This window comes from Streptomyces sp. NPDC007896 (assembly GCF_042959425.1).
Classification (GTDB): Bacteria; Actinomycetota; Actinomycetes; order Streptomycetales; family Streptomycetaceae; genus Streptomyces.
In genome coordinates this window covers 26922-48561 of the sequence record NZ_JBIBKX010000021.1, presented here as the reverse complement: position 1 = coordinate 48561, position 21640 = coordinate 26922, and the positions used below count along the sequence as shown (strand labels likewise).

Genomic DNA, 21640 nt, shown 5'->3' with positions numbered 1-21640 from the left:
CCGCTCGCCCGGGATTCCGGCCCGGGTTTCGGGTCCGGTCCGTTGGGGAGGGAGCAGGGGTGCCCAAGGTGTCCTCGGTGATCGTCCCGTACGCGTCCTATCTGCGCGTGTACGAACCGCTGGCCGCCTTCCCGGAGCCGGAGCGCACCCACTGGGCGCGTTACGCCCGGCGCGCCGGGCGCCCGTCGTACCAGGACGAGTTGCGCCGCTCGCTGGCCGATCTGCTGCCCACCCCGCCGATCCCCGTGCCGGTGCACGAGAGCGCGGACGCGTTCGTGCTGAGCGTCGACGGAGTGCTCTGTGTCTGTCCCTGGCGCACCCGGCTGCGCGGCTGGCAGGCGCTGGAGGAACTGGCCGACGAACTGCCCGTGTCCGTCCTGGACGCGGTCCTGCCGCCGCTCGTACGCCGCCAGGCGGCCCTTGACTACGAGCGCTGGCTCGCCCGCAACCCCGACGCCCGCCCATGGATCCGCACGTCGACCTGGCAGGTGCCGCTGAACTGGTTCGTGCTCGTCACCGACGAGGAGCGGCGGTACGAGAAGGGGACGGGCGGTGACGGAGCGGCGCCGGTGCTGCGTTACCGGACGCCGATGGTGCAGGCGCGGCGGCGGACGGCACGCGCCCTGAAGACCCTGCGGGACACCCTGGACGAGGGGCCCCTCATCGACGGTCTGGTGGACGTGGGGCGCTGGCTGGAGGAGTTCCATCCGCGCTCGCTGGTCGAGCTGGACTACGGCGGGCTCGTGCACGCCCTGCCGGCCGGGCACCTCGAGGACGACCACTCGGCGGCCGACGTGGCCGAGGGCATCGAGGCGCTGCGTCATGGGGACGGGGCGGCGGCGGGCGAGGCGTACGGGCGGCTCGTGGAGCGCTGGCGCTCGGTCCGGGACCGGCGCTCGGCGAACTGAGGGCGTCCAGGGCCTTTGGGCCTGTGGGGCGCGTGGGTTCTGTGTGTCACGTGGGTCCTGTGTGCCCTGTGGGACCTGGGTGGCATGTCGGGTGTCTGAGTGCCTGTGGGGTGTCTGAGTGTCCCGGGCACGGCTGGGGTGGGCCGGCCGCACGAGAAGTGTGATGTGCTTCTCACTGGTGTTCGACCGAACTGACGTATGGTCCTCGCACGCTGAAGAACCCTCACTGCGGGAGAAGATCGCGCAGGTCGGGACCTAGGTCCCGATCCGGTCTTTTGTGTCGACGATGTGTCAAGCGTGACGGATGGCACTTACCTGGCTCTTGCATCGCTTGCCCCTCCTCGTGCCAAAATAGGACAAGGAGCCCGGGGGAGGGCTCCATCCGTCCATGTTTGGGCGGGAATCTCGGTATTGCGCGCTATGGGGGGTCTGATGACTCCTGATCGTCCTGTGACTGATCGTCACAGTGGCGTGACTGTCCGCTATGGCATGGTCCATCGGCTTCCGTCGCTGATGAACACCTGGGAGGGCAATTCCATCGGTTTGGCCGACGCGGCTGGACGGATGGTGTAGTTGTAGTGCCGAGGACAAGCCGTTCGTCCTATAACCGACTCGACTCGCGTCCGCCATTTCGGGCAACGCGGGTCAAGGTGCAGAATTTAGAGGAAAGAACCGAGAAGGTTCGGTTCTCCCGAGGAGGCCGCTCATGACCGCTCGCACCCCTGATGCCGAGCCGCTGCTGACCCCGGCTGAGGTCGCCACGATGTTCCGCGTCGACCCCAAGACGGTCACGCGGTGGGCGAAGGCCGGCAAGCTCACATCCATCCGCACGCTCGGCGGGCACCGCCGCTACCGCGAGGCTGAGGTCCGCGCGCTACTCGCGGGTATCCCGCAGCAGCGCAGCGAGGCCTGAACAACTGCATAACCGGGCAATTCGGTAGGTCCCCCAACCTGTCAAGACGCCCAACCACAGCTCCAAGCGACGCGGGTCCTGCCCCAACAGGGCTCACGCCCGACCCAGTTACACATGCGACAAGGGTGCGTCGTCGATCGCGCTGGACTCCGCCGGGTCCAGCGCGATTTTTTTTGTGCCCTGTTCGGGCGCCGAAGGGGCGCGGCTGTGGGTCGCGCGGTGGGCCTGTGAGCGGCCTTGTCGGAGTCTGGGGAGGGGTGTCGGATCTCCTGTGGGAGTCCTCGGAGAGTAGTGCAATTGCACATATTAAATTGACAAGTTGTAGGTGGGGTGTAAGTTCCGCCCTTCTGAAAACTTATGCGGTGACACCCGTCACATGCCAGAGTCCTTGTTGCCCGTGGCGCCTCTGCGCTAAAGGAGTTGGGGCGGATCTGCCCTCCCGCGCGAGGGTCACGCCGTGGCGGGGGTTTCGTCCTCGGCCGCTGTCTCGTCCTCCTCGCCGTGCGCGGAGGGCTCCATGGCCAGTCTCAGGAGCTGGTGGCAGATCGGGCAGTGCCGCGTCAGATGGCGGTACCCGGAGGCGGCCGACAGATGGGCGCGGAGCAGCGCGCGCGTCTCGTGCCGAGCGGACGCCGCCATGGACCACCTCCACGAGGTCGAGTGCCCTGGATTCCGGGGTACCCGCCGAATGTGACGGCGTCAAGGTGCGGGGGGCTTCGCCGGTCGGGCGGGACCGCGTCCGGCGTTCGGTGGGAGGGCCTGGGAGCGGCCGTGCGGGGGGTGGGGGCGCACGAGGCGCGTGAAGGGGCGTACGGCGCCCGGAGTCCGTGGATACGCGCTCCGGGGCCCGAACGTGCGCTGCCGGGGGTTAGGGCCGCGCGGGGTGGTCCGTACGCGGGTGGTCCGGGAGTCCGGCCGCGCGAGGGGTCCGTGAGTTCGTGCGGCTGCGCGGAGTGCGTACGCACGAGAGCCCGGGTCCGAAGACCCGGGCTCTCGTATCTACTGCGGTCCTGACGGGATTTGAACCCGCGGCCTCCACCTTGACAGGGTGGCGAGCACTCCAAACTGCTCCACAGGACCAGGTTTCGCAGTCACTTTCCTGCGCTGTGCTGCGAGAAGAGACTCTACAGGAGGGTGAGCCCGGGGTCGAACTCACCCACCGTGCAGGTCCCGTTACGGCACCGCCGCGTCGATCGCCTTCACGATGCGCTTGTCGGAGACCGGGTACGCCGTGCCGAGCGCGTGGGCGAAATAGCTGACCCGGAGCTCCTCGATCATCCAGCGGATGTCCAGGACCTGCTGCGGGACCGGCCGGCCCTGCGGCAACTGCTCCAGGAGCCACGCGTACTCGTCCTGCATCTCGTGGACCTTCTCCATGCGGGTGGTGTCCCGCTGGACGCCGGTCGGCATCTGCTGCAGGCGGCGGTCGGCGGCGACCAGATAGCGCATCAGGTCCGGGAGGCGGCGCAGGCCGGTCGCCGTGACGAAGCCGGGCTTCACCAGGGCGTTCAGCTGCGTCCGTACGTCCGTGAGGTTGGCCAGCAGCGTGGGGCTGCTGGTGGCCTTCAGACGGCGCTCACAGGCCTGCCAGGCGGCGAGGACCTGCTGCACCTGGCTCACCGTCCGGACCGTCGTGTCGACGATCTCGGCGCGTACCTTGTCATACAGCTTCCGGTACGACTCCTCGTCCCACGCCGGGCCCCCGAAGTCTCCGATCAGCTTGTCCGCCGCCGCCGTCGCACAGTCGTCGAACAGGGCCTGCACGGAGCCGTGCGGGTTGGCGGACAGGGCGAGCTTCTGGGCGTTGGTGAGCTTGTCCGAGGCGAACTTGCCCGGGTTCACCGGGATGTTGCGCAGGATCAGCCGCCGGGTGCCCTTCCACATGGCCTGCGCCTGCTCGGCCTCCGTGTCGAAGAGACGTACGGAGACGGTGTTCGCCGTCGGGCCGTCGTCGACCAGGGCCGGGTACGCCTTCACCGGCTGGCCGGCCCGGCGTGTCTCGAAGACGCGCGTCAGCGTGCCGATCGTCCAGTCCGTGAGGCCCGTACGTTCCAGGGACTCGCCGCCCTCGCGCTCCGCCGTCGCCGCCGCGGCCTGCGAGATCGCCTTGCGCGCCTTCGGCTTCAACTGGAGCTGGAGGGTCTCCAGGTCCTTGTCCTCGGCCAGTTTGCGGCGCCGCTCGTCGACGATCCGGAAGGTGATCTTCAGATGGTCGGGGACGCGGGACCAGTCGAAGTCGTCGGCAGCGACCGGCACACCGACCATCCGCTTGAGCTCGCGGGCGAGGGTCGTCGGCAGCGGCTCCTGAAGGGGCACGGCCTGGTCGAGGAACCGCTTCGCGAAGTTCGGGGCGGGGACGTAGTTGCGACGGATGGGCTTGGGGAGGGAGCGGATGAGCTCGGTGACCACTTCCTCGCGCAGGCCCGGGATCTGCCAGTCGAAGCCCTCGTCCGTGACCTGGTTCAGGACCTGGAGCGGGATGTGGACCGTGACGCCGTCGGCGTCCGCGCCCGGCTCGAACTGGTAGGTCACCCGGAACTTCAGGCGGCCCTGACGCCACGAGTCGGGGTAGTCGTCCTTGCTGACGTCACCGGCTCGCTCGTTGATGAGCATCGAGCGCTCGAAGTCGAGGAGCTCCGGCTCGTCATGGCGCTTGTGCTTCCACCACGAGTCGAAGTGCGCGCCCGACACGACGTGGGCCGGCACCCGCTGGTCGTAGAAGTCGAACAGCGTCTCGTCGTCGACCAGGATGTCCCGGCGGCGGGCACGGTGCTCCAGCTCCTCGACCTCGGTCAGGAGCTTGCGGTTGTCGGCGAAGAACTTGTGGTGCGTGCGCCAGTCGCCCTCCACGAGGGCGTTGCGGATGAAGAGGTCGCGGCTCGTCTCGGCGTCGATACGACCGTAGTTGACCTTGCGCTGGGCGACGATCGGGACGCCGTAGAGGGTGACCTTCTCGTACGCCATCACGGCCGCCTGGTCCTTCTCCCAGTGCGGTTCGCTGTAGGTGCGCTTGAGGAGGTGTTCCGCCAGGGGTTCGACCCACTCGGGCTCGATCCTGGCGTTCACCCGGGCCCAGAGACGGGAGGTCTCCACCAGCTCGGCCGACATCACGAAACGCGGGGGCTTCTTGAAGAGGGCCGAGCCGGGGAAGATCGCGAACTTGGCGTTGCGGGCGCCGAGGTACTCGTTCTTGCCCGTGCTGCGCCCGCCGCTCTCGCCCCCGGTCTCCTTCACGTCCTTCATGCCGACGTGCGAGAGCAGGCCGGCGAGGAGGGAGACATGGACGCTCTGCTCCGCCGCGTCGTCCTCGTTGAGGTGGATGCCCATCTGCTTGGCGACCGTGCGCAGCTGGGTGTAGATGTCCTGCCACTCGCGGATGCGCAGGAAGTTCAGGTACTCCTGCTTGCACATGCGGCGGAAGGCCGACGAGCCTCGCTCCTTCTGTTGTTCGCGGACGTAACGCCAGAGGTTGAGGAAGGCGAGGAAGTCGCTCGTCTCGTCCCTGAAGCGGGCGTGCTGCTGGTCCGCCTGCGTCTGCTTGTCGGCGGGGCGCTCGCGCGGGTCCTGGATGGAGAGCGCCGCGGCGATCACCATGACCTCGCGCGCACAGCCGTTCTTGTCGGCCTCCAGGACCATGCGGGCCAGCCGGGGGTCGACGGGGAGCTGGGCGAGCTTGCGGCCGGTGTCCGTGAGGCGCTTGCGTACGTCCTTTTCGGACGGGTCGAGTGCGTTCAGCTCCTGGAGGAGCTGGACGCCGTCTCGGATGTTGCGGTGGTCCGGCGGGTCGATGAAGGGGAACTTCTCGATGTCGCCGAGGCCGGCCGCCGTCATCTGGAGGATGACGCTCGCCAGGTTCGTACGGAGGATCTCCGCGTCCGTGAACTCCGGGCGGGACTTGAAGTCGTCCTCGGAGTACAGGCGGATGCAGATGCCGTCCGACGTACGGCCGCAGCGGCCCTTGCGCTGGTTGGCGCTGGCCTGCGAGACCGGCTCGATGGGCAGGCGCTGGACCTTGGTGCGGTGGCTGTATCTGGAGATACGGGCGTTGCCCGGGTCGATGACGTACTTGATGCCCGGGACGGTGAGCGAGGTCTCGGCGACGTTGGTCGCCAGGACGATCCTGCGGCCGGTGTGGGGCTGGAAGACGCGGTGCTGCTCCGCGTGGGAGAGGCGGGCGTAGAGGGGGAGGACCTCGGTGAAGCGGTACTGCTTCTTGGTGAGTGCGTCCGCCGTGTCGCGGATCTCGCGTTCGCCGGAGAGGAAGACGAGGATGTCGCCCTTGCCTTCGGCCTGCAGTTCCTCGACCGCGTCCGTGATCGCGGTGATCTGGTCGCGGTCGGCGTCGTCGCCCTCCTCTTCGAGGAGCGGGCGGTAGCGGACCTCCACGGGGTACGTACGGCCGCTGACCTCGACGATCGGGGCGTCGCCGAAGTGGCGGGAGAAGCGCTCCGGGTCGATCGTGGCCGAGGTGATGACGACCTTGAGATCCGGGCGCTTGGGGAGCAGCTGGGCGAGGTAGCCGAGCAGGAAGTCGATGTTGAGGGAGCGCTCGTGGGCCTCGTCGATGATGATCGTGTCGTACGCGCGCAGCTCGCGGTCCGTCTGGATCTCGGCGAGCAGGATGCCGTCCGTCATGAGCTTGACGAAGGTGCCGTCCGGATTCACCTGGTCGGTGAAGCGGACCTTCCAGCCGACGGCCTCGCCGAGGGGGGTGTCCAGCTCCTCCGCCACGCGCTCGGCGACCGTGCGGGCGGCGATGCGGCGGGGCTGGGTGTGGCCGATCATGCCGCGGACGCCGCGGCCCAGTTCGAGACAGATCTTGGGGATCTGGGTGGTCTTTCCGGAGCCGGTCTCACCCGCGACGATGACGACCTGGTGGTCGCGTATGGCGTCGGCGATGTCGGACTTCTTCTGGCTGACCGGGAGCTGCTCGGGGTAGGTGACGGCGGGCACGCGGGTGCGGCGCTCGGCCATGCGGGCCTCGGCCTTGGTGACCTCCGCGTCGATCTCGGCGAGCACGGCGGCGCGGGCTTCGGGCTTGCGGATCCGGCGCGCGCCCTCGAGCCTGCGGCCGAGCCGGTGCGCGTCGCGCAGGGACAGCTCGGCCAGGCGGGGGGCGAGGTCGCCGAGGACGGGGGCAGGATGCGTAGACATACGCCGTCCAGGATCTCATCTCGCCGAAATTACTGGCGAGTGCTTTATCTGGGGACCCGTGGGGTGCCTGGTGGCGGTGGTGGGTCGGGGCCGTGGCGGTGCGTCGAGCCCGTCGCCGCTGGATCAGACGTGGGCCCGGCAAGGGAGCCGCTCCTCGATCCGAACGTAAGCGACGGGCTTGCGACGCACCGCCACGGCCCCTCGCGTCGTACGGCGACTGCGGGTGCGTGGGGCGAGCGGTCTGTGGTGGCGGGTCAGGGCGCGCGGGGGGACGGGGGTGTGGGGGTCGGGGGCTCGGTCGGCTGTGTTGGTGTCTCGGGGGGTGTCGGGGTGTGACGGGGGGCGCCCCGGGCCATGGACTGGGCGGTGTTGGAGACGGCCTTGATGCCCAGGTAGGCGGTGGTCATGCTGCTCACCGCGGTGAACGCGGCGGTGAGCACGCCGACGATCACGGCCTTGTCGCCGTCGAGCCGCCAGACGCCGAAGATCGCGACGCCCGAGATCGCGAGAATGCTGACGACCACGGCCAACAGCCCGTACCGGGCCCGGTCCTTCTCCAGTTCGGTGTCCTGAATCACTCTGGCCACGTTCCGGCTCATGTCTTCCCCGCCCCGAAGAAACCTGCTGGACCGGCCAGAACATAGCGGCGGCCGAGCGCCGCTGCCAAGTGAGCCGCCCGTCACCGGTCGCGCCCGTCCCGGCGCGAAGAGAGGGGCGAACCCTTTCGGGTCCGCCCCTCCTCAGCTGTCCGCGCGGGTGTCATCGCACGTCGACGTAGTCCTCCGTGCCGTCGCCCACGAAGTGCTTGCTGTCGGGATACAGGAAGACGGGTACCCAGGTGCCGTCCTGCTGGGCCTTGAAGCCCTTGCTGAAGGATCCGTTCGACTTCGTGGTGACGGTGGACATCAGGTACCAGGTCTTCTTGCCCTTGGGCCGGAAGAGGATCTCCACCTTCTTGGCGCCGTACGCCTTCCAGGAGGTGGTGCCGGCCTTGCGCTCCTGGAGCACGCCCTTGACGGTGATCGTCCGGCCCTTGTAGACGGGCTCGGGGGACGCGTTGGCGTCCTTGATCCGGGTGAGGGCGCGGTTCCTGCGCAGGCTGCCGCTGACGCCGCCCTTGATGTCCTTGGCGGTGGAGCCTGCGTAGTGCAGCCGCCAGTAGCCGTCCGTGTAACCCGGCAGCTTCTCGACGATGAACTGCGAGCCGTTGGTGGTCTGCACCGTCTTCTTGGTGCTCCAGCCGGTCCTGCCGTCGGGCGAGTACTGGATGTCGACGGCGATCCGGTCGTTGCCGTCCCGCCCGACCAGGTCGACGATGCCGGTGATGTCCAGCTGTGCGTACTCGTCCAGTCGCGCCGTGAACTCGGTGAACTTCGTCGTGGCGGTGGCCGCGACGGTGACGTCGGCCTTCGTGGTGCGCTGGATGAAGGGGTTGTACGGGTACGGCGGGAAGCCGACCTCGTAGACCTCCTTGCTGCCGTACGCGTACTTCGAGAAGGAGAAGCGGCCGTTCGCGTCGGTGGTCGACTGGACGGGGCTGCAGGTGGTGCAGTCCTTGTAGTCCATCTGCAGCGCGATGCCGGACAGCGGCTTCCACTCCGTGCCGCTCTGGTACTGGAGCGTTCCGGTGACGTTGAACTTGTCGTTCGCGGTGACGTGGAGGCTGCTCTTGTCCAGGACGATCCGGGTCGGCGCGGTCTTCGGCCTGACCTCGATCCAGGGGCCGGCGGCGAAGCCCAGGTCGCCCTTGTACTGGGCGAAGGTCCAGCCGCCGTCCACCACCTCGTGGGAGGCGGAGAAGTGGCCGGCGTCGTCCGTGACAGCGGTCGTCTCGTCGTTCCCGTCGAACGTGAGGTCCACGGTGGCGCCGGGCAGAGGCACCGTCTCGCGGGTGCTGGGGTCGCGGACGACCATGTCACCGGCGGCTGTGACCGTCTTGTGCTCGATGTCCGGTTCGGTCGGCGTGACCGAGTAACCGGTGATGACGGGCTGCTTCTGGTAGTGCAGAGTGCCGGCGTTCTGCTGGACAGTGGTCTCGCCCGAGGAGTCCGTGGCCTCGATGTCGATCGTGTAGTCGCCCAGAGTGTCCAGGTGGATGGGCTGGGAGGCCCAGATGCTGTCCCAGGAGCTGTAGTCGTAGGTGCGCGTGAAGTCGGTGATCGTGGCCACCGGTGCGTCCGACTCGGCGCTGCCGGCCGGGTGGAGCTTGGCCGTGATCTTGTCGACCGAGCCGCTGTAGTTGAGGCGGACGTCGAGGACCGACCAGTCGGCCTGGTCGCTGTACGCACGCTCGACGTTCGGCCCCGCGGCGTGGGCCGTGCCGGGTATCGCGAAGGTGCCGACCAGGACGGCGCCGGCCGTCACCAGTCCTCTGGCGATATGTCTCAAGAACCCCCCTAAGGCTCCGCGAGCGACGAAAACCCCCTCCGGTTGACCCGGAGGGGGTTCTCGTTCTTGTGGCTGGGGCCGGGGTCGAACCGGCGACCTATCGCTTTTCAGGCGATCGCTCGTACCAACTGAGCTACCCAGCCACGAGGTTTCATGTGAAACCTCAGCGGTCCTGACGGGATTTGAACCCGCGGCCTCCACCTTGACAGGGTGGCGAGCACTCCAAACTGCTCCACAGGACCAAGCTGTTGCGTGCGACGCGTAAAACAGTGTCGCACACGGTGTTGCGTGCCCCCAACGGGATTCGAACCCGTGCTACCGCCTTGAAAGGGCGGCGTCCTAGGCCGCTAGACGATGAGGGCTATCGGCCCGCCTGGGCGCTTCTCAGCGCGTCGGGGACGTGAGAAGCATATGGGATGGCGGGAGGTATCGCCAAAACGGTTTACGGGGTGGTCGTGGGGGTGGTCGGCGACGGGGAGGAGGACCGGGGCGCGCCCGGTTGGTTCTCCTTCGGGAGGTGGCGGCTGACCTCGGCCGTCGTCAGGCCCAGGCCGCCCAGTTTGATCTCGTCCCAGGCCTGGAGGCGGCGGGTGTCGCGGTCGACGTAGAGGACCGAGGCCTCGATGGGGTCCGGGTACTTGCCCTCGATCGCGCGCAGGCCGCTGCCGCCCGTCGAGCCCTCGACGCGCAGGCGGGTTCCGTACTTCATGACCTCCATCTGTTCGTGGTGGAGGTGACCGGCCAGGACGAGGGGCACCTCGCCGTCCGTCCCGCGGGCCGCCGACGGCTCGTGGGCGATGGCGATGTCGACGGGGGTGCCTGCCGTGCGCTGGTCGCGGAGGGCGGAGGCCAGGCGGGCGCCGGCCAGATCCTCCGCCGCGTCGCCGCCCGGGACGACCGAGCGGTCGGGAGTGAACTGGGGGTCGCCGATGCCGGCGAAGCGCAGGCCCGCGACCGTGATCGCGCGGCCGTCGTCCAGGACGTGCACGTTCTTCATGCGTTCCAGGTAGCGCTGGGTGACGAGGCTGTCGTGGTTGCCGCGCACCCATATGTAGGGCGCGCCCAGGTCGGGGATGGGGTCCAGGAAGCTGTTCTCGGCCGACGTTCCGTGGTCCATGGTGTCGCCGGAGTCGACGATCACATTGATCGAGTACTGCTTCACCAGCGACGCGATGATCTTCCAGCTCGCGGGGTTGAGGTGGATGTCGGAGACGTGCAGGACCCGGATCGTGGACGGGTCCGGCTCGTACGTCGGGAGCGTGGACGTGACGTCGTAGAGCTTCGTCACGTTCGTCACCAGACGTGCCAACTCCTCCTGGTAGACGTTGAATTCGCTGACGATGTTGCGGGCGTTGCCGACGAGGGAGGGGGCGGAGGAGAGCAGTCCGGAGAACCTCGGTTCCAGCACCGAGTTCGGGTTCCAGGTGGCGAAGGCCGTCGCGCCCGAGGCGGTGAGCAGGGTCAGGGCGAGGCCGCCGGCGGCCAGGGCGCGGCGCGGGCGGCGGTAGACCGCGAGGCCGAGGGCCGTGGCGCCCGACACGACCGCGACGCAGGACCGTACGGCCAGGTCGAGCGTGCCGTGCTCGACGTCGTGCGCGACCTCGTCCTGCAGGCCCGAGAGCCGCTCGGGGTGGTCGACCAGGGCCTGCGCGCGGACCGGGTCGAGCTGGTCGACGTTCACGTCGAGGCGGACCGGGGCGATGTGGCTGTTCAGCTCCAGGGCGCCGAGCGGGGAGACGTTGATCTTGGTGCCGCCGGTGACCGAGGGGCGCAGGGTCATCGTGGTGTTCATGGGACCGACCGGGACGCGCACATTGCCCACGATCAGCAGGCCCAGCCAGGCGCCGAGGAGGACGACCGCCAGCAGGCCGAGCGCCCGGGTGTACGGGTTCGGCTGCTGGACGAGTTGCTCGGTGACGGGGCGGAAGCGGCGGGTGCGGCGGAGGTGGCGGGAGCGGAGGGTGTGGTGCTTGCGGGTCAGGGTGGTGGTGACGGCGGATATGGCGGTGGTGACGGCAGCGGGGACGCGGGCCATTGGTCCCGTATGCCCAAGTGCGGGGGTGGGTATGCGGGGCGTACGGGGTTGTCGTCGACTCTCCTGCGCGGCGGTCGTACCGGACAATGGCGGTGTGCTGGAGATGACGCGCGAGGAGTTCGAGGAACTGGTCGCCGAGGCGCTGGACCGGATTCCGCCGGAGCTGACGCGGTTGATGGACAACGTGGCGGTGTTCGTCGAGGACGAGCCCGACCCCGCCGATCCCGAGCTGCTCGGGCTCTACGAGGGAACTCCCCTGACCGATCGCGGGGAGTGGTACGCGGGGGTGCTGCCGGATCGGATCACGATCTACCGGGGGCCGACCCTGCGGATGTGCGAGACGCGGGAGGACGTGGTCGCGGAGACCGAGGTCACCGTGGTGCACGAGATCGCGCATCACTTCGGGATCGATGACGAACGGCTGCACGCGCTCGGCTACGGGTGAGCGAGCGGGGAGTGGGTGGCGGGGGCTGACGCCCCGGGGGCTCGGGACGTGTGTCATGTTCCCGCGTGTCCTCTTGTGGGCGGCGGGAGTTGGGCAGGGGGACTCCCCGATCCATCCCCAGGCTCTCGGCCTCGCCGAGCAGGGGAGACCCCCTCCGGAGGTGGCTGCCCGTGCGCGCCTTGTACGTACCCGTCCGTCTGGCCGCCACGGTCATCGTCGTCGCGTCCGCCGCCGGATGTATGAGCGTGGGTGACGACGCGGGCCGGCCCGGGCCCGCGCACTCGGCCGGGCGGCACGGCGGCCAGGCTCCCGACGGGGGGTCCGCGGGGGGCGGGGGCGGTGGGGGGTTCCACGGGGGGACGGGTGTGAAGGGCGGTGCCTCCGCCAAGCCCGGTGAGTCGTCCTCCGGGTCGGCGTCCGCGTCCGCGTCGGCCTCCGGGGGTGCGAAGCCGTCCGCCAGGGCGACGGGCAAGGGGGACGGCAAGGGGCAGCCGGAGCAGCCCCCACCGTCGAACGGGGTGCCGAGTCCCACGCACGCCACGTCCGATCCGACTCCGCCGCCCCCTCCCCCGCCACCGCCCGTGACGTCGACGCCCGATCCGACCACGGCGGAGCCCTCGTCCTCGGCGCATGAGCAGACCACGCAGCTGGTGGATCGGGAGCCGGCACCGCGGGCGGGCCAACCGGCGTGAGCGGGGTGGTGGACGGGGCGGCGGGGAGGGGCGGAGGACCGACGACTGGAGGGGTGGCGGAAAAGTCGGCGGAGGGGGCGGGAATATGCTCGGCCACCGCTGGTGTTGGAACCCCTGCCAGCAGACGTAAGACCTCCCCTACGTGCCTGACCTGCCCCTTTGAGGGTCAGTTTGCCTTCAGGGGTTGGGGGTGCGTATGGTGGTAGATCGTTTGATCCCATTTGCCCGGCGCCATTGCAGAGAGCGCCGCGTGTGGCGCGTACTCTCCCTTGCCGTGGCCGGACCGCATAGAGGCGGTCGATTGCGACTTCACGGAGTTTGGGCGCGTGCCGAAGAACTCCGGAAGGTTCGCATTTCGCATGTCTGTTTCCAGTACTGATCACGTCGTCGTGCCCGAGAACAACGAGAACGACAACAACGAGGGCATCCAGGCCGCCGTCGAGACCGTGGAGATGGTCGAGACCGTCGAGGCCGTCGAGGCCGCCCCCGAGATCACCTTCGACTCCCTCGGCCTCCCCGAGGGCGTCGTCCGCAAGCTCGCCCAGAACGGTGTGACCACCCCGTTCCCGATCCAGGCCGCGACCATCCCGGACGCCCTGGCCGGCAAGGACATCCTCGGCCGTGGCCGCACCGGCTCCGGCAAGACCCTCTCCTTCGGACTGCCGACCCTGGCGCGACTCGCCGGCGGCCACACCGAGAAGAAGAAGCCGCGCGCCGTCATCCTCACGCCGACCCGTGAGCTGGCCATGCAGGTCGCCGACGCGCTGCAGCCCTACGGCGACGTCCTCGGCCTGAAGATGAAGGTCGTCTGCGGCGGTACGTCGATGGGCAACCAGATCTACGCCCTGGAGCGCGGCGTCGACGTCCTCGTCGCCACCCCGGGCCGTCTGCGCGACATCATCAACCGTGGCGCCTGCTCGCTGGAGAACGTCCAGGTGGCCGTTCTCGACGAGGCCGACCAGATGTCCGACCTGGGCTTCCTGCCCGAGGTCACCGAGCTGTTCGACCAGATCCCGGCCGGCGGCCAGCGGATGCTGTTCTCGGCCACGATGGAGAACGAGATCTCCACGCTGGTCAAGCGCTACCTGACCAACCCGGTCACGCACGAGGTCGACAGCGCCCAGGGCAACGTCACGACGATGTCCCACCACATCCTCATCGTGAAGCCCAAGGACAAGGCGCCGGTCACCGCCGCGATCGCCTCCCGCAAGGGCCGCACGATCATCTTCGTCCGCACCCAGCTGGGCGCCGACCGTATCGCCGAGCAGCTGCGCGACGCCGGTGTGAAGGCCGACGCGCTGCACGGCGGCATGACCCAGGGCGCGCGGACCCGGACGCTGGCCGACTTCAAGGACGGTTACGTCAACGCGCTCGTCGCGACCGACGTCGCCGCCCGCGGTATTCACGTCGACGGCATCGACCTGGTCCTGAACGTGGACCCGGCCGGTGACCACAAGGACTACCTGCACCGCTCCGGCCGTACGGCCCGCGCGGGCCGCAGCGGCACCGTGGTGTCCCTCTCCCTGCCGCACCAGCGCCGTCAGATCTTCCGGCTGATGGAGGACGCGGGCGTCGACGCCGCGCGTCACATCATCAACTCCGGTACGGCCTTCGAGCCCGAGGTCGCCGAGATCACCGGCGCCCGCTCGATGACCGAGGTCCAGGCCCAGTCGGCCGGCGACGCCGCGCAGCAGGCCGAGCGTGAGGTCTCGCAGCTCACCAAGGAGCTGGAGCGCGCGCAGCGTCGTGCGGTCGAGCTGCGTGGGGAGGCCGACCGTCTGGTGGCCCGTGCCGCGCGCGAGCGGGGCGAGGACCCGGAGGCGGCGGTCGTCGCGGCCGCGGAAGCCCTGGCGGAGCAGGCGGTGGCCGAGGCCCCGGCCGAGACGCCGGCCGTGTCCGAGCAGCCTGTCGCCGAGCGTTCGTCCTACGAGCCGCGTCAGCGCCGTGACGAGCGGGGCAACTACGAGCGTCGCGACAACGACCGTGGTGACCGCGGTGACCGTGGTGGTTCCGGCTTCCGTCGGGACAACGACCGTCGTGATGACCGTGGTGGTCGTTCGTTCGAGCGTCGTGATGACCGTGGTGGCTCTGGCTTCCGTCGGGACAACGACCGTCGTGATGACCGTGGTGGTCGTTCGTTCGAGCGTCGTGACGACCGCGGTGGTTCCGGCTTCCGCCGTGACAACGACCGTCGTGACGACCGTGGCGGCTTCGACCGTGACCGTCGGGACGGCGACCGTGGTGGTCGTTCGTTCGAGCGTCGTGACGACCGCGGTTCCTCCGGCTTCCGCCGTGACAACGACCGTGGCGCCGCCGGCCGTACCTTCGAGCGTCGCGACGACCGTGGCGGCCACCGTGGCAGCGACCGCCCCTTCAACCGCGACCGCCAGGACAACCGTCCCTCCAGCGGTTTCCGCGCCGGCAGCCACGACCGTCCGTACGGCCGTCGCGACGACCACCGCGGCACCGGCACTGGTACCGGCACTGGCACCGGCACCGGTTCCTTCGGCCGCCGCGACGAGAAGCCCCGCTGGAAGCGCAACGGCTGACGTCCGCTGACGTCTGCTGACGTCCGCGACCGCTGACCGAACGCCGTGGCCCCCACCGATCCGGTGGGGGCCACGGCGTTTTCCGTGCCCGCGCCCGTGCCCCCGCACCATTCGAAAAGACTTTCCCGAGACTTTGAACTCGCTGTACGATCAGCCGACTTCTGAGACGGATGCGACGGCCGGGGGGCCGGGGGCATCGAGAAGCGGTGCGCGTCCCGTCTCGTTTTTCGGGGAGGGTCTTCTTGACTCGTCATGCCTTCGTGCGCCTGCGTCTCGTCGCCGCCTCCGCGGTGCTGGCGGCCGGCCTGAGCCCGTTGCTGCCGTCGCCGACGGCGGTCGCGGACGCGCCGCAGGAGACGGTGGTGCCGGCGACACTGCGCGGCACCTACACCTCGGCCGAGCTCTACAGCGGGTCGACGGCCGGCGGCCACGACGGCGCGGGACAGCAGGGCGTCTTCCACACGCTGGAGGGGTCCGGGCTGGTCTGGACGCGGTACGCGGACGGAACGTCGGTGCCCGTGACGCGGCCGGCGGGGGTCACCAGTACCTGGGGGACCGGCGGCGACGTTCTCGCGTACCGCTACGCGGAGGGCCGGGTCGACCTGTGGAACGCGGTCGACGGGACCACCCGCACCCTGCAGACACCCTCGGGCCTGACGCTGCTCACCGCGTACAGCGACCTGGCGGTCGCCTACCGAGGCGTGCAGGACGAGAACGGCACGACCTGGCGGGAGATGCACCTGCTGTTCCCGGAGCCCGACGGCAGCACGCGTGACGTGCCGGTCGGCGGAGTGCCCGCGGGAGTGAACCTCGGGCAGCCCCTGGGCGGTGACGCCGACGGGCTGCTGTTCCAGGCCTCGAAGGACGGGCAGTACCTGTCGGTCATGGTCGACCGGCGGACGGGGCAGGTGCGGGACTGGACCCCGCCGCGCTCCAAGGTCTACCTCAGGGCCCAGGTCACCGCCGAGCACGTGGTCCTGTTCAACGTCAACGAGACCGCCGTGCAGGTGTTCTCCCGCTCCGACCTGTCGGCGGCCCCGACCGAGGTCACGCTGTCGGGCAGCGGCAGCGTGAACCCCGCGCAGGATCTCGCCGTCGTCGGCGACTGGCTGGTCCACCGGCCCAGCGGCGGTACGGCGGTGATCGCCAAACCGATCGCGGGCGGCCCCACGGTCACCCTGATGCCCTCGTCGGGTGTCTACTCCTCCGCCGTCTCCGACGGCACCGCCGTCCTGATCGGCCGCACCACCGCCGACGACTGGGGCGTCCAGCGCATCCAGCCGGGCCCGGGCGGCAGTCCGGTCGTCACCCAGGTCAGGGCTCTGCCCAAGCCGCCGGTCAAGATCCAGGGACTGTCCCTGGAACAGGGGCGGCTGCTCGTCGCCGACACCGGCGGCCCGGGCGGACACCGCGACGACTACGTACGGACCGTCGCCGTGACCGGCACCCCCGTGTTCGGCGCACGCTCGTCGTTCGACGGCACCGACCTGAACCTCGACACCTGCCCGGCGACGGAGGTCGGCTGCTCCCAGCTCCATGGCACGGCCGACGGTCGCGCCGCCTGGGTGACGAAGGACACCGCGACCAGCGACCGCATTCGCGTCAACGGGCCGGCCCCGTACACCTTCTGGGAGCGCACGGTCCCCGCCGGCGGCCGGATCACCGACGTGTCCGGCCAGTACCTGATCCACACGACGGACACCGCGCAGACCGTCTACAAGATCGGCAACTACGGCGCCCCGGCGCTCACCCGCACGCCCGGCGCCGCCGCCCTCTCCGGCGACACCCTGTGGACCCGGGGCACCACCCCCGGCACCGTCACGGCGTACGACCTCACCACGAAGAAGACCACCGAGACCCTCACCACCGACGCCGGCTGCGCCCCCACCGAACTGCGGGCCAACGGCCGTTGGCTGTACTGGAGTTGCGCCGACGGAACGGCCGGCGTCTACGACCGTACGGCGAAGAAGTCCGTGCCCGTCCCGGCCGGCGAGGCGGAACTCGGCGACGGATTCGTCGTCACGCACGACAGACAGGCCGGGCAACTGGTCCTCACGACGGTCGCGGACGGCACACCCGTGAGCCGCGTGATCGGCGCACTGCCCGACACCGGAATCTCCCAGCGCGAGGTGCGCTGGACGGTCGACGAGTCGACCGGGAACGTGGCCTACGTCGACGACCAGGAGCGCGTGCACCTCGTGCCGACCGGCGTCACCCAGCAGCCGCTGCGCCTGCTGGCCCCGGTCGACTCGGCGTCCACCCTCGTCGCGCAGGAGATCGACACGACGCCGTCCACGCTGACCACCCTGCTGCTGTCGAAGCCGGCCGCGGGCTGGCGGCTGACCGTGCGCAGTCGCGTCACCGGCAAGGTCGTGGACACGCGGGACGGCGGTGAGACGCGCGGCGAGGTGAAGGTGGGCTGGTTCGGGACGGACGCCAAGGGGGCGTACCTGACGAACGGGTCGTACGACTGGACGCTGTCCGTCACACCGGCCGACGGCGTCGGCGCCCCGGTGACGGCGAGCGGCACGGTCTCCCTGTTCGGCGCCGCGCCGGCCCGCCACGACTACATCGGCGGCGGCGACTCCGTCGGCGACCTGCTCACCCTCAGCTCCTCGGGCACGCTGGGCTTCCGGCAGGGCTCGGGCAAGGGCACGTTCTCCGTGAACCTCGGCACCAGCAGCGGCTGGACGACGACCAACAAGGTGGTGCCGTTCGGCGACCTGAGCGGCGACCGCTGCAACGACGTCCTGGTCCGGCTGACCAGCGGGGCACTGCGTGCGTACAAGCCGGACTGCTACGGCACGCTGAAGCCGTCGACTGCGTACACCTCGCTCGGCACCAGCGGCTGGAACCAGTACGACGTCCTGACCTCGCCCGGTGACATCAGCGGCGACGGCCGCCCGGATCTGATCGCCCGCAACGCGGCGACCGGCACGGTCTACCTCTACAAGGGCACGAGCACGGGCAAGCTGTCCGCGCGCGTGAAGCTGTACGCCGACTGGAAGACGTACAAGAAGGTCGTCGGCGTCGGTGACCTCAACGGCGACGGCATCGGTGACCTGCTCGCCCAGGACAAGACCAACACCCTGTACCGCTACTACGGCACCGGCACGGGGTCGTTCGGCGGGCGGACGAAGGTGTTCGCGGGCTGGGGCGGGTCGTACGACGTCGTCGTCGGCGCCGGGGACATCACGGGCGACGGCAAGGCGGATCTGGTCGCGCGGGACACCGCGGGCAATCTGTACCGTCAGAACGGCACCGGCAAGGGGTCGTTCGCGACGCGGGTGAAGATCGGGAGCGGCTGGCAGGGCTACAAGGGCCTTTTCTAGCCAACCCCACGTCTTGATCGGTGCATGTCGATCCCCCAGCGAGGGAATCGCTGGGGGCATGACAGATGACGCCAAGGCGAGTGGGCTGTCGGACGAAGAACGGCTTGCCCAGCTCGGCTACACGCAGGTTCTCGCCCGCCGTATGTCGGCGTTCTCCAACTACGCGGTCTCGTTCACGATCATCTCGGTTCTCTCGGGGTGCCTGACGCTGTATCTGTTCGGCATGAACACCGGCGGCCCCGCCGTGATCATGTGGGGGTGGGTCGCGGTCGGACTGATGACGCTGTTCGTCGGGTTGTCGATGGCCGAGATCTGTTCGGCCTATCCGACCTCGGCGGGGCTGTACTTCTGGGCCCACCGGCTGGCGCCCGCGAGGTCGGCCGCCGCCTGGGCCTGGTTCACGGGGTGGTTCAACGTTCTCGGGCAGGTCGCGGTGACCGCCGGGATCGACTTCGGCGCGGCGTCCTTCCTGGGCGCGTATCTGAACCTGCAGTTCGACTTCACGATCACGCCGGGCCGTACGATCCTGCTCTTCGCCGGGATCCTCGTCCTGCACGGGCTGCTGAACACCTTCGGGGTCCGGATCGTCGCCCTCCTCAACGACATCAGCGTGTGGTGGCACGTGCTGGGTGTCGGGGTGATCGTGGGCGCGCTGGCCTTCGTACCGGACCACCATCAGTCGGCGTCCTTCGTGTTCACGCACTTCGTGAACAACACGGGCTGGGGCAGCGGCGTGTACGTCGTCCTCATCGGCCTGCTGATGGCGCAGTACACCTTCACCGGGTACGACGCCTCCGCCCATATGACGGAGGAGACGCACGACGCGTCGACGGCGGGCCCGAAGGGCATCGTGCAGTCGATCTGGACCTCGTGGATAGCCGGATTCGTGCTGCTGCTGGGCTTCACCTTCGCCATCCAGTCGTACGACAAGGAACTGGGCTCGGCGACGGGCGCGCCGCCGGCGCAGATCCTGCTCGACGCGCTGGGGGCGACGGCGGGCAAGCTCCTGCTCCTGGTCGTGATCGGCGCGCAGCTCTTCTGCGGGATGGCGTCCGTCACCGCCAACAGCCGCATGATCTACGCGTTTTCACGGGACGGCGCGCTGCCGTTCTCGCACGTCTGGCACACCGTGAGCCCGCGCACGCGCACGCCGGTCGCGGCGGTGTGGCTGGCGGCACTGGGCGCGCTCGTGCTGGGGCTGCCGTACCTGATCAATGTCACGGCGTACGCGGCCGTGACGTCGATCGCCGTGATCGGGCTCTACATCGCGTATGTCATCCCGACGCTGCTGCGGCTGCGCAAGGGGGAGGCGTTCGAGCGGGGGCCGTGGCACCTGGGCCGCTGGTCGCGCGCGATCGGCGTGGTCTCGGTCGCCTGGGTCGTCGTGATCACGGTCCTGTTCATGCTGCCGCAGGTCTCGCCGGTCACCTGGGAGACCTTCAACTATGCCCCGGCCGCGGTCCTCGTCGTCCTCGGCTTCGCCGCGACCTGGTGGCTGGCCTCGGCCCGCCACTGGTTCCTCAACCCCGACCACGCCCGCACGGTCGCCCGCGTGGCGGCGCGCAAGGCCGCGCCCGAACCGGTTGATCCATAGGGCTGTTCGCTGTTGGCGTGGCCGGGACGCCGATACCCGATCGGAGTCCTGGCCTCGTCCGGCTATGCTCGGGGATGCATCGGCACGGGATCGATCCGGGCCGGCGTGTGGACCCTTAGCTCAATTGGCAGAGCAGTGGACTTTTAATCCATTGGTTGTGGGTTCGAGTCCCACAGGGTCTACCGAAAAGCCCCAGGTCAGAGGGAATCTGACCTGGGGCTTCGGTGTGTTCGGGGAGCGTGGGGCCCGACGGCTCAGCCCGCCGTGAGTTCCGGCAGGGGGAGCGTGTGCTGGGTCTGGAGGACCTTGGCGCGCAGGTAGCGCACGTTGTGGGCGGTGGTGAAGACGCCCGTCGGGACGCGGTGGGAGACCGTGACGCCGAGGTCGCGCAGCTGCTCGGCCTTGTCCGGGTTGTTGGAGAGCAGGTCCAGGTCGTCGATGCCGAGGGCCTGGAGCATCTGGGCCGCCGCCGTGTAGTCGCGGCCGTCCTCGGGCAGGCCGAGCGCGGCGTTGGCGGCGTAGGTGTCGAGGCCCTGGTCCTGGAGGGCGTACGCGTCGAGCTTGTTGTAGAGGCCGATGCCGCGGCCCTCCTGACGGAGGTACAGGAGCACTCCGCCGCGCTCCGCGATCTGCTCCACCGCCTCGCGCAGCTGCGGGCCGCAGTCGCAGCGGGCCGAGCCGAAGACGTCACCGGTCAGGCATTCGGAGTGGAGCCGCACCAGCGGGGTCGCGCCGGGCTTGCCGAGCACGACGGCGAGGTGCTCCTTGTCGTCGGCGAGGCCGTGGAAGGTGACCAACTCCGCGGCGACCGAGTAGCCGTCGCCGAAACGCAGGGGCACAGTGACGCGGGTGCGCACCGTGGCGGTGGGGAAATCGCGCATGTTGTCTCTCCGGTCCAGCGGGTGTGGTGCGAGTCCAGCGGGTGGGGTGCGAGTTGTGCCGCTGGTGCTTCAGTTTTGAAGCACTGCCTCGGAGACAGACAGTACACGGTGCTTTAAAGTTCAAGCAACGGCTTTGCTCGATTCTGTGTCGTACGGCTCACGAAGAGTGCTGTCGTACGGCTCACGAGGAACGTCGTCGCCGACTCACGAAGAACGCCGCCGCCACGGCAGATCTTCCCCGCAGGCCCCGGGGTTCTCCCCCTGGATGCCGCGGGTGATGGCCCCGCAGATCTCCTCCAGTTGTCCCACCTGCTCCGGGGTCAGCTGGTCGAAGACCGCCCTCATGACCTGCTCCGCGTGACCCGGCGCCGCCCGCTCCAGAACGGCCATGCCCTCGTCGGTGAGGACCGCGACCTGGGTGCGCTTGTCGCTGTGGCAGCCCTCCCGGCGCACCAGGCCGTCGTTGGCCAGCCGGGTGACGCCGTACGTCAGCCGACTGCGGGTGATCTTCAGGATCTCGGCGAGGTCGGTCATCCGCAGCCGCCGGTCCGGTGCCTCGGACAGCATGGCCAGGATGGAGTAGTAAAGGTGGGGCATGCCCGTCTCGGCCTGGAGCTGCCGGTCGATCGTGTCCTCCAGGAGCGAGGTGGCGGCGTTGTACGCGCGCCAGGCGCGTTGCTCGGCGGGGGAGAGCCAGCGGGTCGTCATGCCGCCAGTCTAGGTATTGTTTAAAACTTGAACCACTAGGA

Annotated in this window: 13 protein-coding genes and 5 tRNA genes; 7 read left to right on the top strand and 11 right to left on the bottom strand. The window is 69.4% G+C overall.

Features of this window, described 5'->3' with window-relative positions; genetic code table 11:
• Positions 1 to 59 precede the first annotated feature (59 nt).
• Together ACFZDJ_RS45265 and bldC are read left to right on the top strand one after the other, a co-directional pair.
• Entirely contained in the window at positions 60 to 908 is an 849-nt protein-coding gene (locus ACFZDJ_RS45265) for a hypothetical protein (RefSeq protein WP_168509497.1), read from the top strand.
• Between the two features lie 706 nt (positions 909 to 1614).
• Positions 1615 to 1821 (top strand): developmental transcriptional regulator BldC, encoded by a 207-nt coding sequence (gene bldC / locus ACFZDJ_RS45260; RefSeq protein ID WP_003949541.1) that lies wholly within the window; start codon positions 1615 to 1617, stop codon positions 1819 to 1821.
• Between the two features lie 450 nt (positions 1822 to 2271).
• On the opposite strand, the gene ACFZDJ_RS45255 is transcribed toward bldC, so the two are convergent.
• The 9 genes from ACFZDJ_RS45255 to ACFZDJ_RS45215 form a co-directional block, all read right to left on the bottom strand.
• Positions 2272 to 2460 carry a DUF6274 family protein gene (locus ACFZDJ_RS45255; protein WP_384920445.1) on the bottom strand — a complete coding sequence of 63 codons (189 nt, stop codon included), beginning with the start codon at positions 2458 to 2460 and terminating at the stop codon, positions 2272 to 2274.
• A 366-nt stretch (positions 2461 to 2826) separates the two neighbouring features.
• Positions 2827 to 2901: transfer RNA gene (locus ACFZDJ_RS45250), tRNA-Asp, on the bottom strand.
• Between the two features lie 93 nt (positions 2902 to 2994).
• Entirely contained in the window at positions 2995 to 6975 is a 3981-nt protein-coding gene (gene hrpA, locus ACFZDJ_RS45245; RefSeq protein WP_391068183.1) for an ATP-dependent RNA helicase HrpA, read from the bottom strand.
• Between the two features lie 254 nt (positions 6976 to 7229).
• A complete protein-coding gene (locus ACFZDJ_RS45240; protein WP_384923851.1) occupies positions 7230 to 7574 on the bottom strand; it encodes a hypothetical protein in 345 nt (114 codons plus the stop codon).
• 160 nt (positions 7575 to 7734) lie between these two features.
• Positions 7735 to 9363, bottom strand: a complete 1629-nt coding sequence (locus ACFZDJ_RS45235; protein WP_390938016.1) for a hypothetical protein — start codon at positions 9361 to 9363, stop codon at positions 7735 to 7737.
• Positions 9364 to 9432: 69 nt separating this feature from the next.
• Positions 9433 to 9506 (bottom strand) — tRNA-Phe (locus ACFZDJ_RS45230).
• A 24-nt stretch (positions 9507 to 9530) separates the two neighbouring features.
• Positions 9531 to 9605, bottom strand: a tRNA-Asp gene (locus ACFZDJ_RS45225).
• Between the two features lie 47 nt (positions 9606 to 9652).
• A tRNA-Glu gene (locus ACFZDJ_RS45220) sits at positions 9653 to 9725 on the bottom strand.
• 80 nt (positions 9726 to 9805) lie between these two features.
• Positions 9806 to 11398 (bottom strand): metallophosphoesterase, encoded by a 1593-nt coding sequence (locus ACFZDJ_RS45215; protein ID WP_391068180.1) that lies wholly within the window; start codon positions 11396 to 11398, stop codon positions 9806 to 9808.
• A gap of 94 nt (positions 11399 to 11492) precedes the next feature.
• Here ACFZDJ_RS45215 and ACFZDJ_RS45210 point away from each other — a divergent pair, with 94 nt between their 5' ends.
• From ACFZDJ_RS45210 to ACFZDJ_RS45190, 5 genes are all read left to right on the top strand, one after another.
• The gene (locus tag ACFZDJ_RS45210; protein WP_067377126.1) at positions 11493 to 11843 is read left to right on the top strand and encodes a metallopeptidase family protein; all 351 of its coding nucleotides are present in this window, start codon (positions 11493 to 11495) and stop codon (positions 11841 to 11843) included.
• 1051 nt (positions 11844 to 12894) lie between these two features.
• Positions 12895 to 15084, top strand: a complete 2190-nt coding sequence (locus ACFZDJ_RS45205) for a DEAD/DEAH box helicase (RefSeq protein WP_391068177.1) — start codon at positions 12895 to 12897, stop codon at positions 15082 to 15084.
• A gap of 242 nt (positions 15085 to 15326) precedes the next feature.
• On the top strand, positions 15327 to 18416 hold the full coding sequence (locus ACFZDJ_RS45200) for an FG-GAP-like repeat-containing protein (RefSeq protein WP_391068174.1): 3090 nt from the start codon (positions 15327 to 15329) through the stop codon (positions 18414 to 18416).
• A 58-nt stretch (positions 18417 to 18474) separates the two neighbouring features.
• The gene (locus tag ACFZDJ_RS45195; protein WP_384923841.1) at positions 18475 to 20010 is read left to right on the top strand and encodes an amino acid permease; all 1536 of its coding nucleotides are present in this window, start codon (positions 18475 to 18477) and stop codon (positions 20008 to 20010) included.
• Between the two features lie 109 nt (positions 20011 to 20119).
• Positions 20120 to 20192, top strand: a tRNA-Lys gene (locus ACFZDJ_RS45190).
• A 72-nt stretch (positions 20193 to 20264) separates the two neighbouring features.
• On the opposite strand, the gene ribA is transcribed toward ACFZDJ_RS45190, so the two are convergent.
• Positions 20265 to 20891 (bottom strand): GTP cyclohydrolase II RibA, encoded by a 627-nt coding sequence (gene ribA / locus ACFZDJ_RS45185; RefSeq protein ID WP_390938004.1) that lies wholly within the window; start codon positions 20889 to 20891, stop codon positions 20265 to 20267.
• A 204-nt stretch (positions 20892 to 21095) separates the two neighbouring features.
• The gene (locus ACFZDJ_RS45180; RefSeq protein WP_385386771.1) at positions 21096 to 21599 is read right to left on the bottom strand and encodes a MarR family winged helix-turn-helix transcriptional regulator; all 504 of its coding nucleotides are present in this window, start codon (positions 21597 to 21599) and stop codon (positions 21096 to 21098) included.
• Between the last annotated feature and the right edge of the window lie 41 nt (positions 21600 to 21640).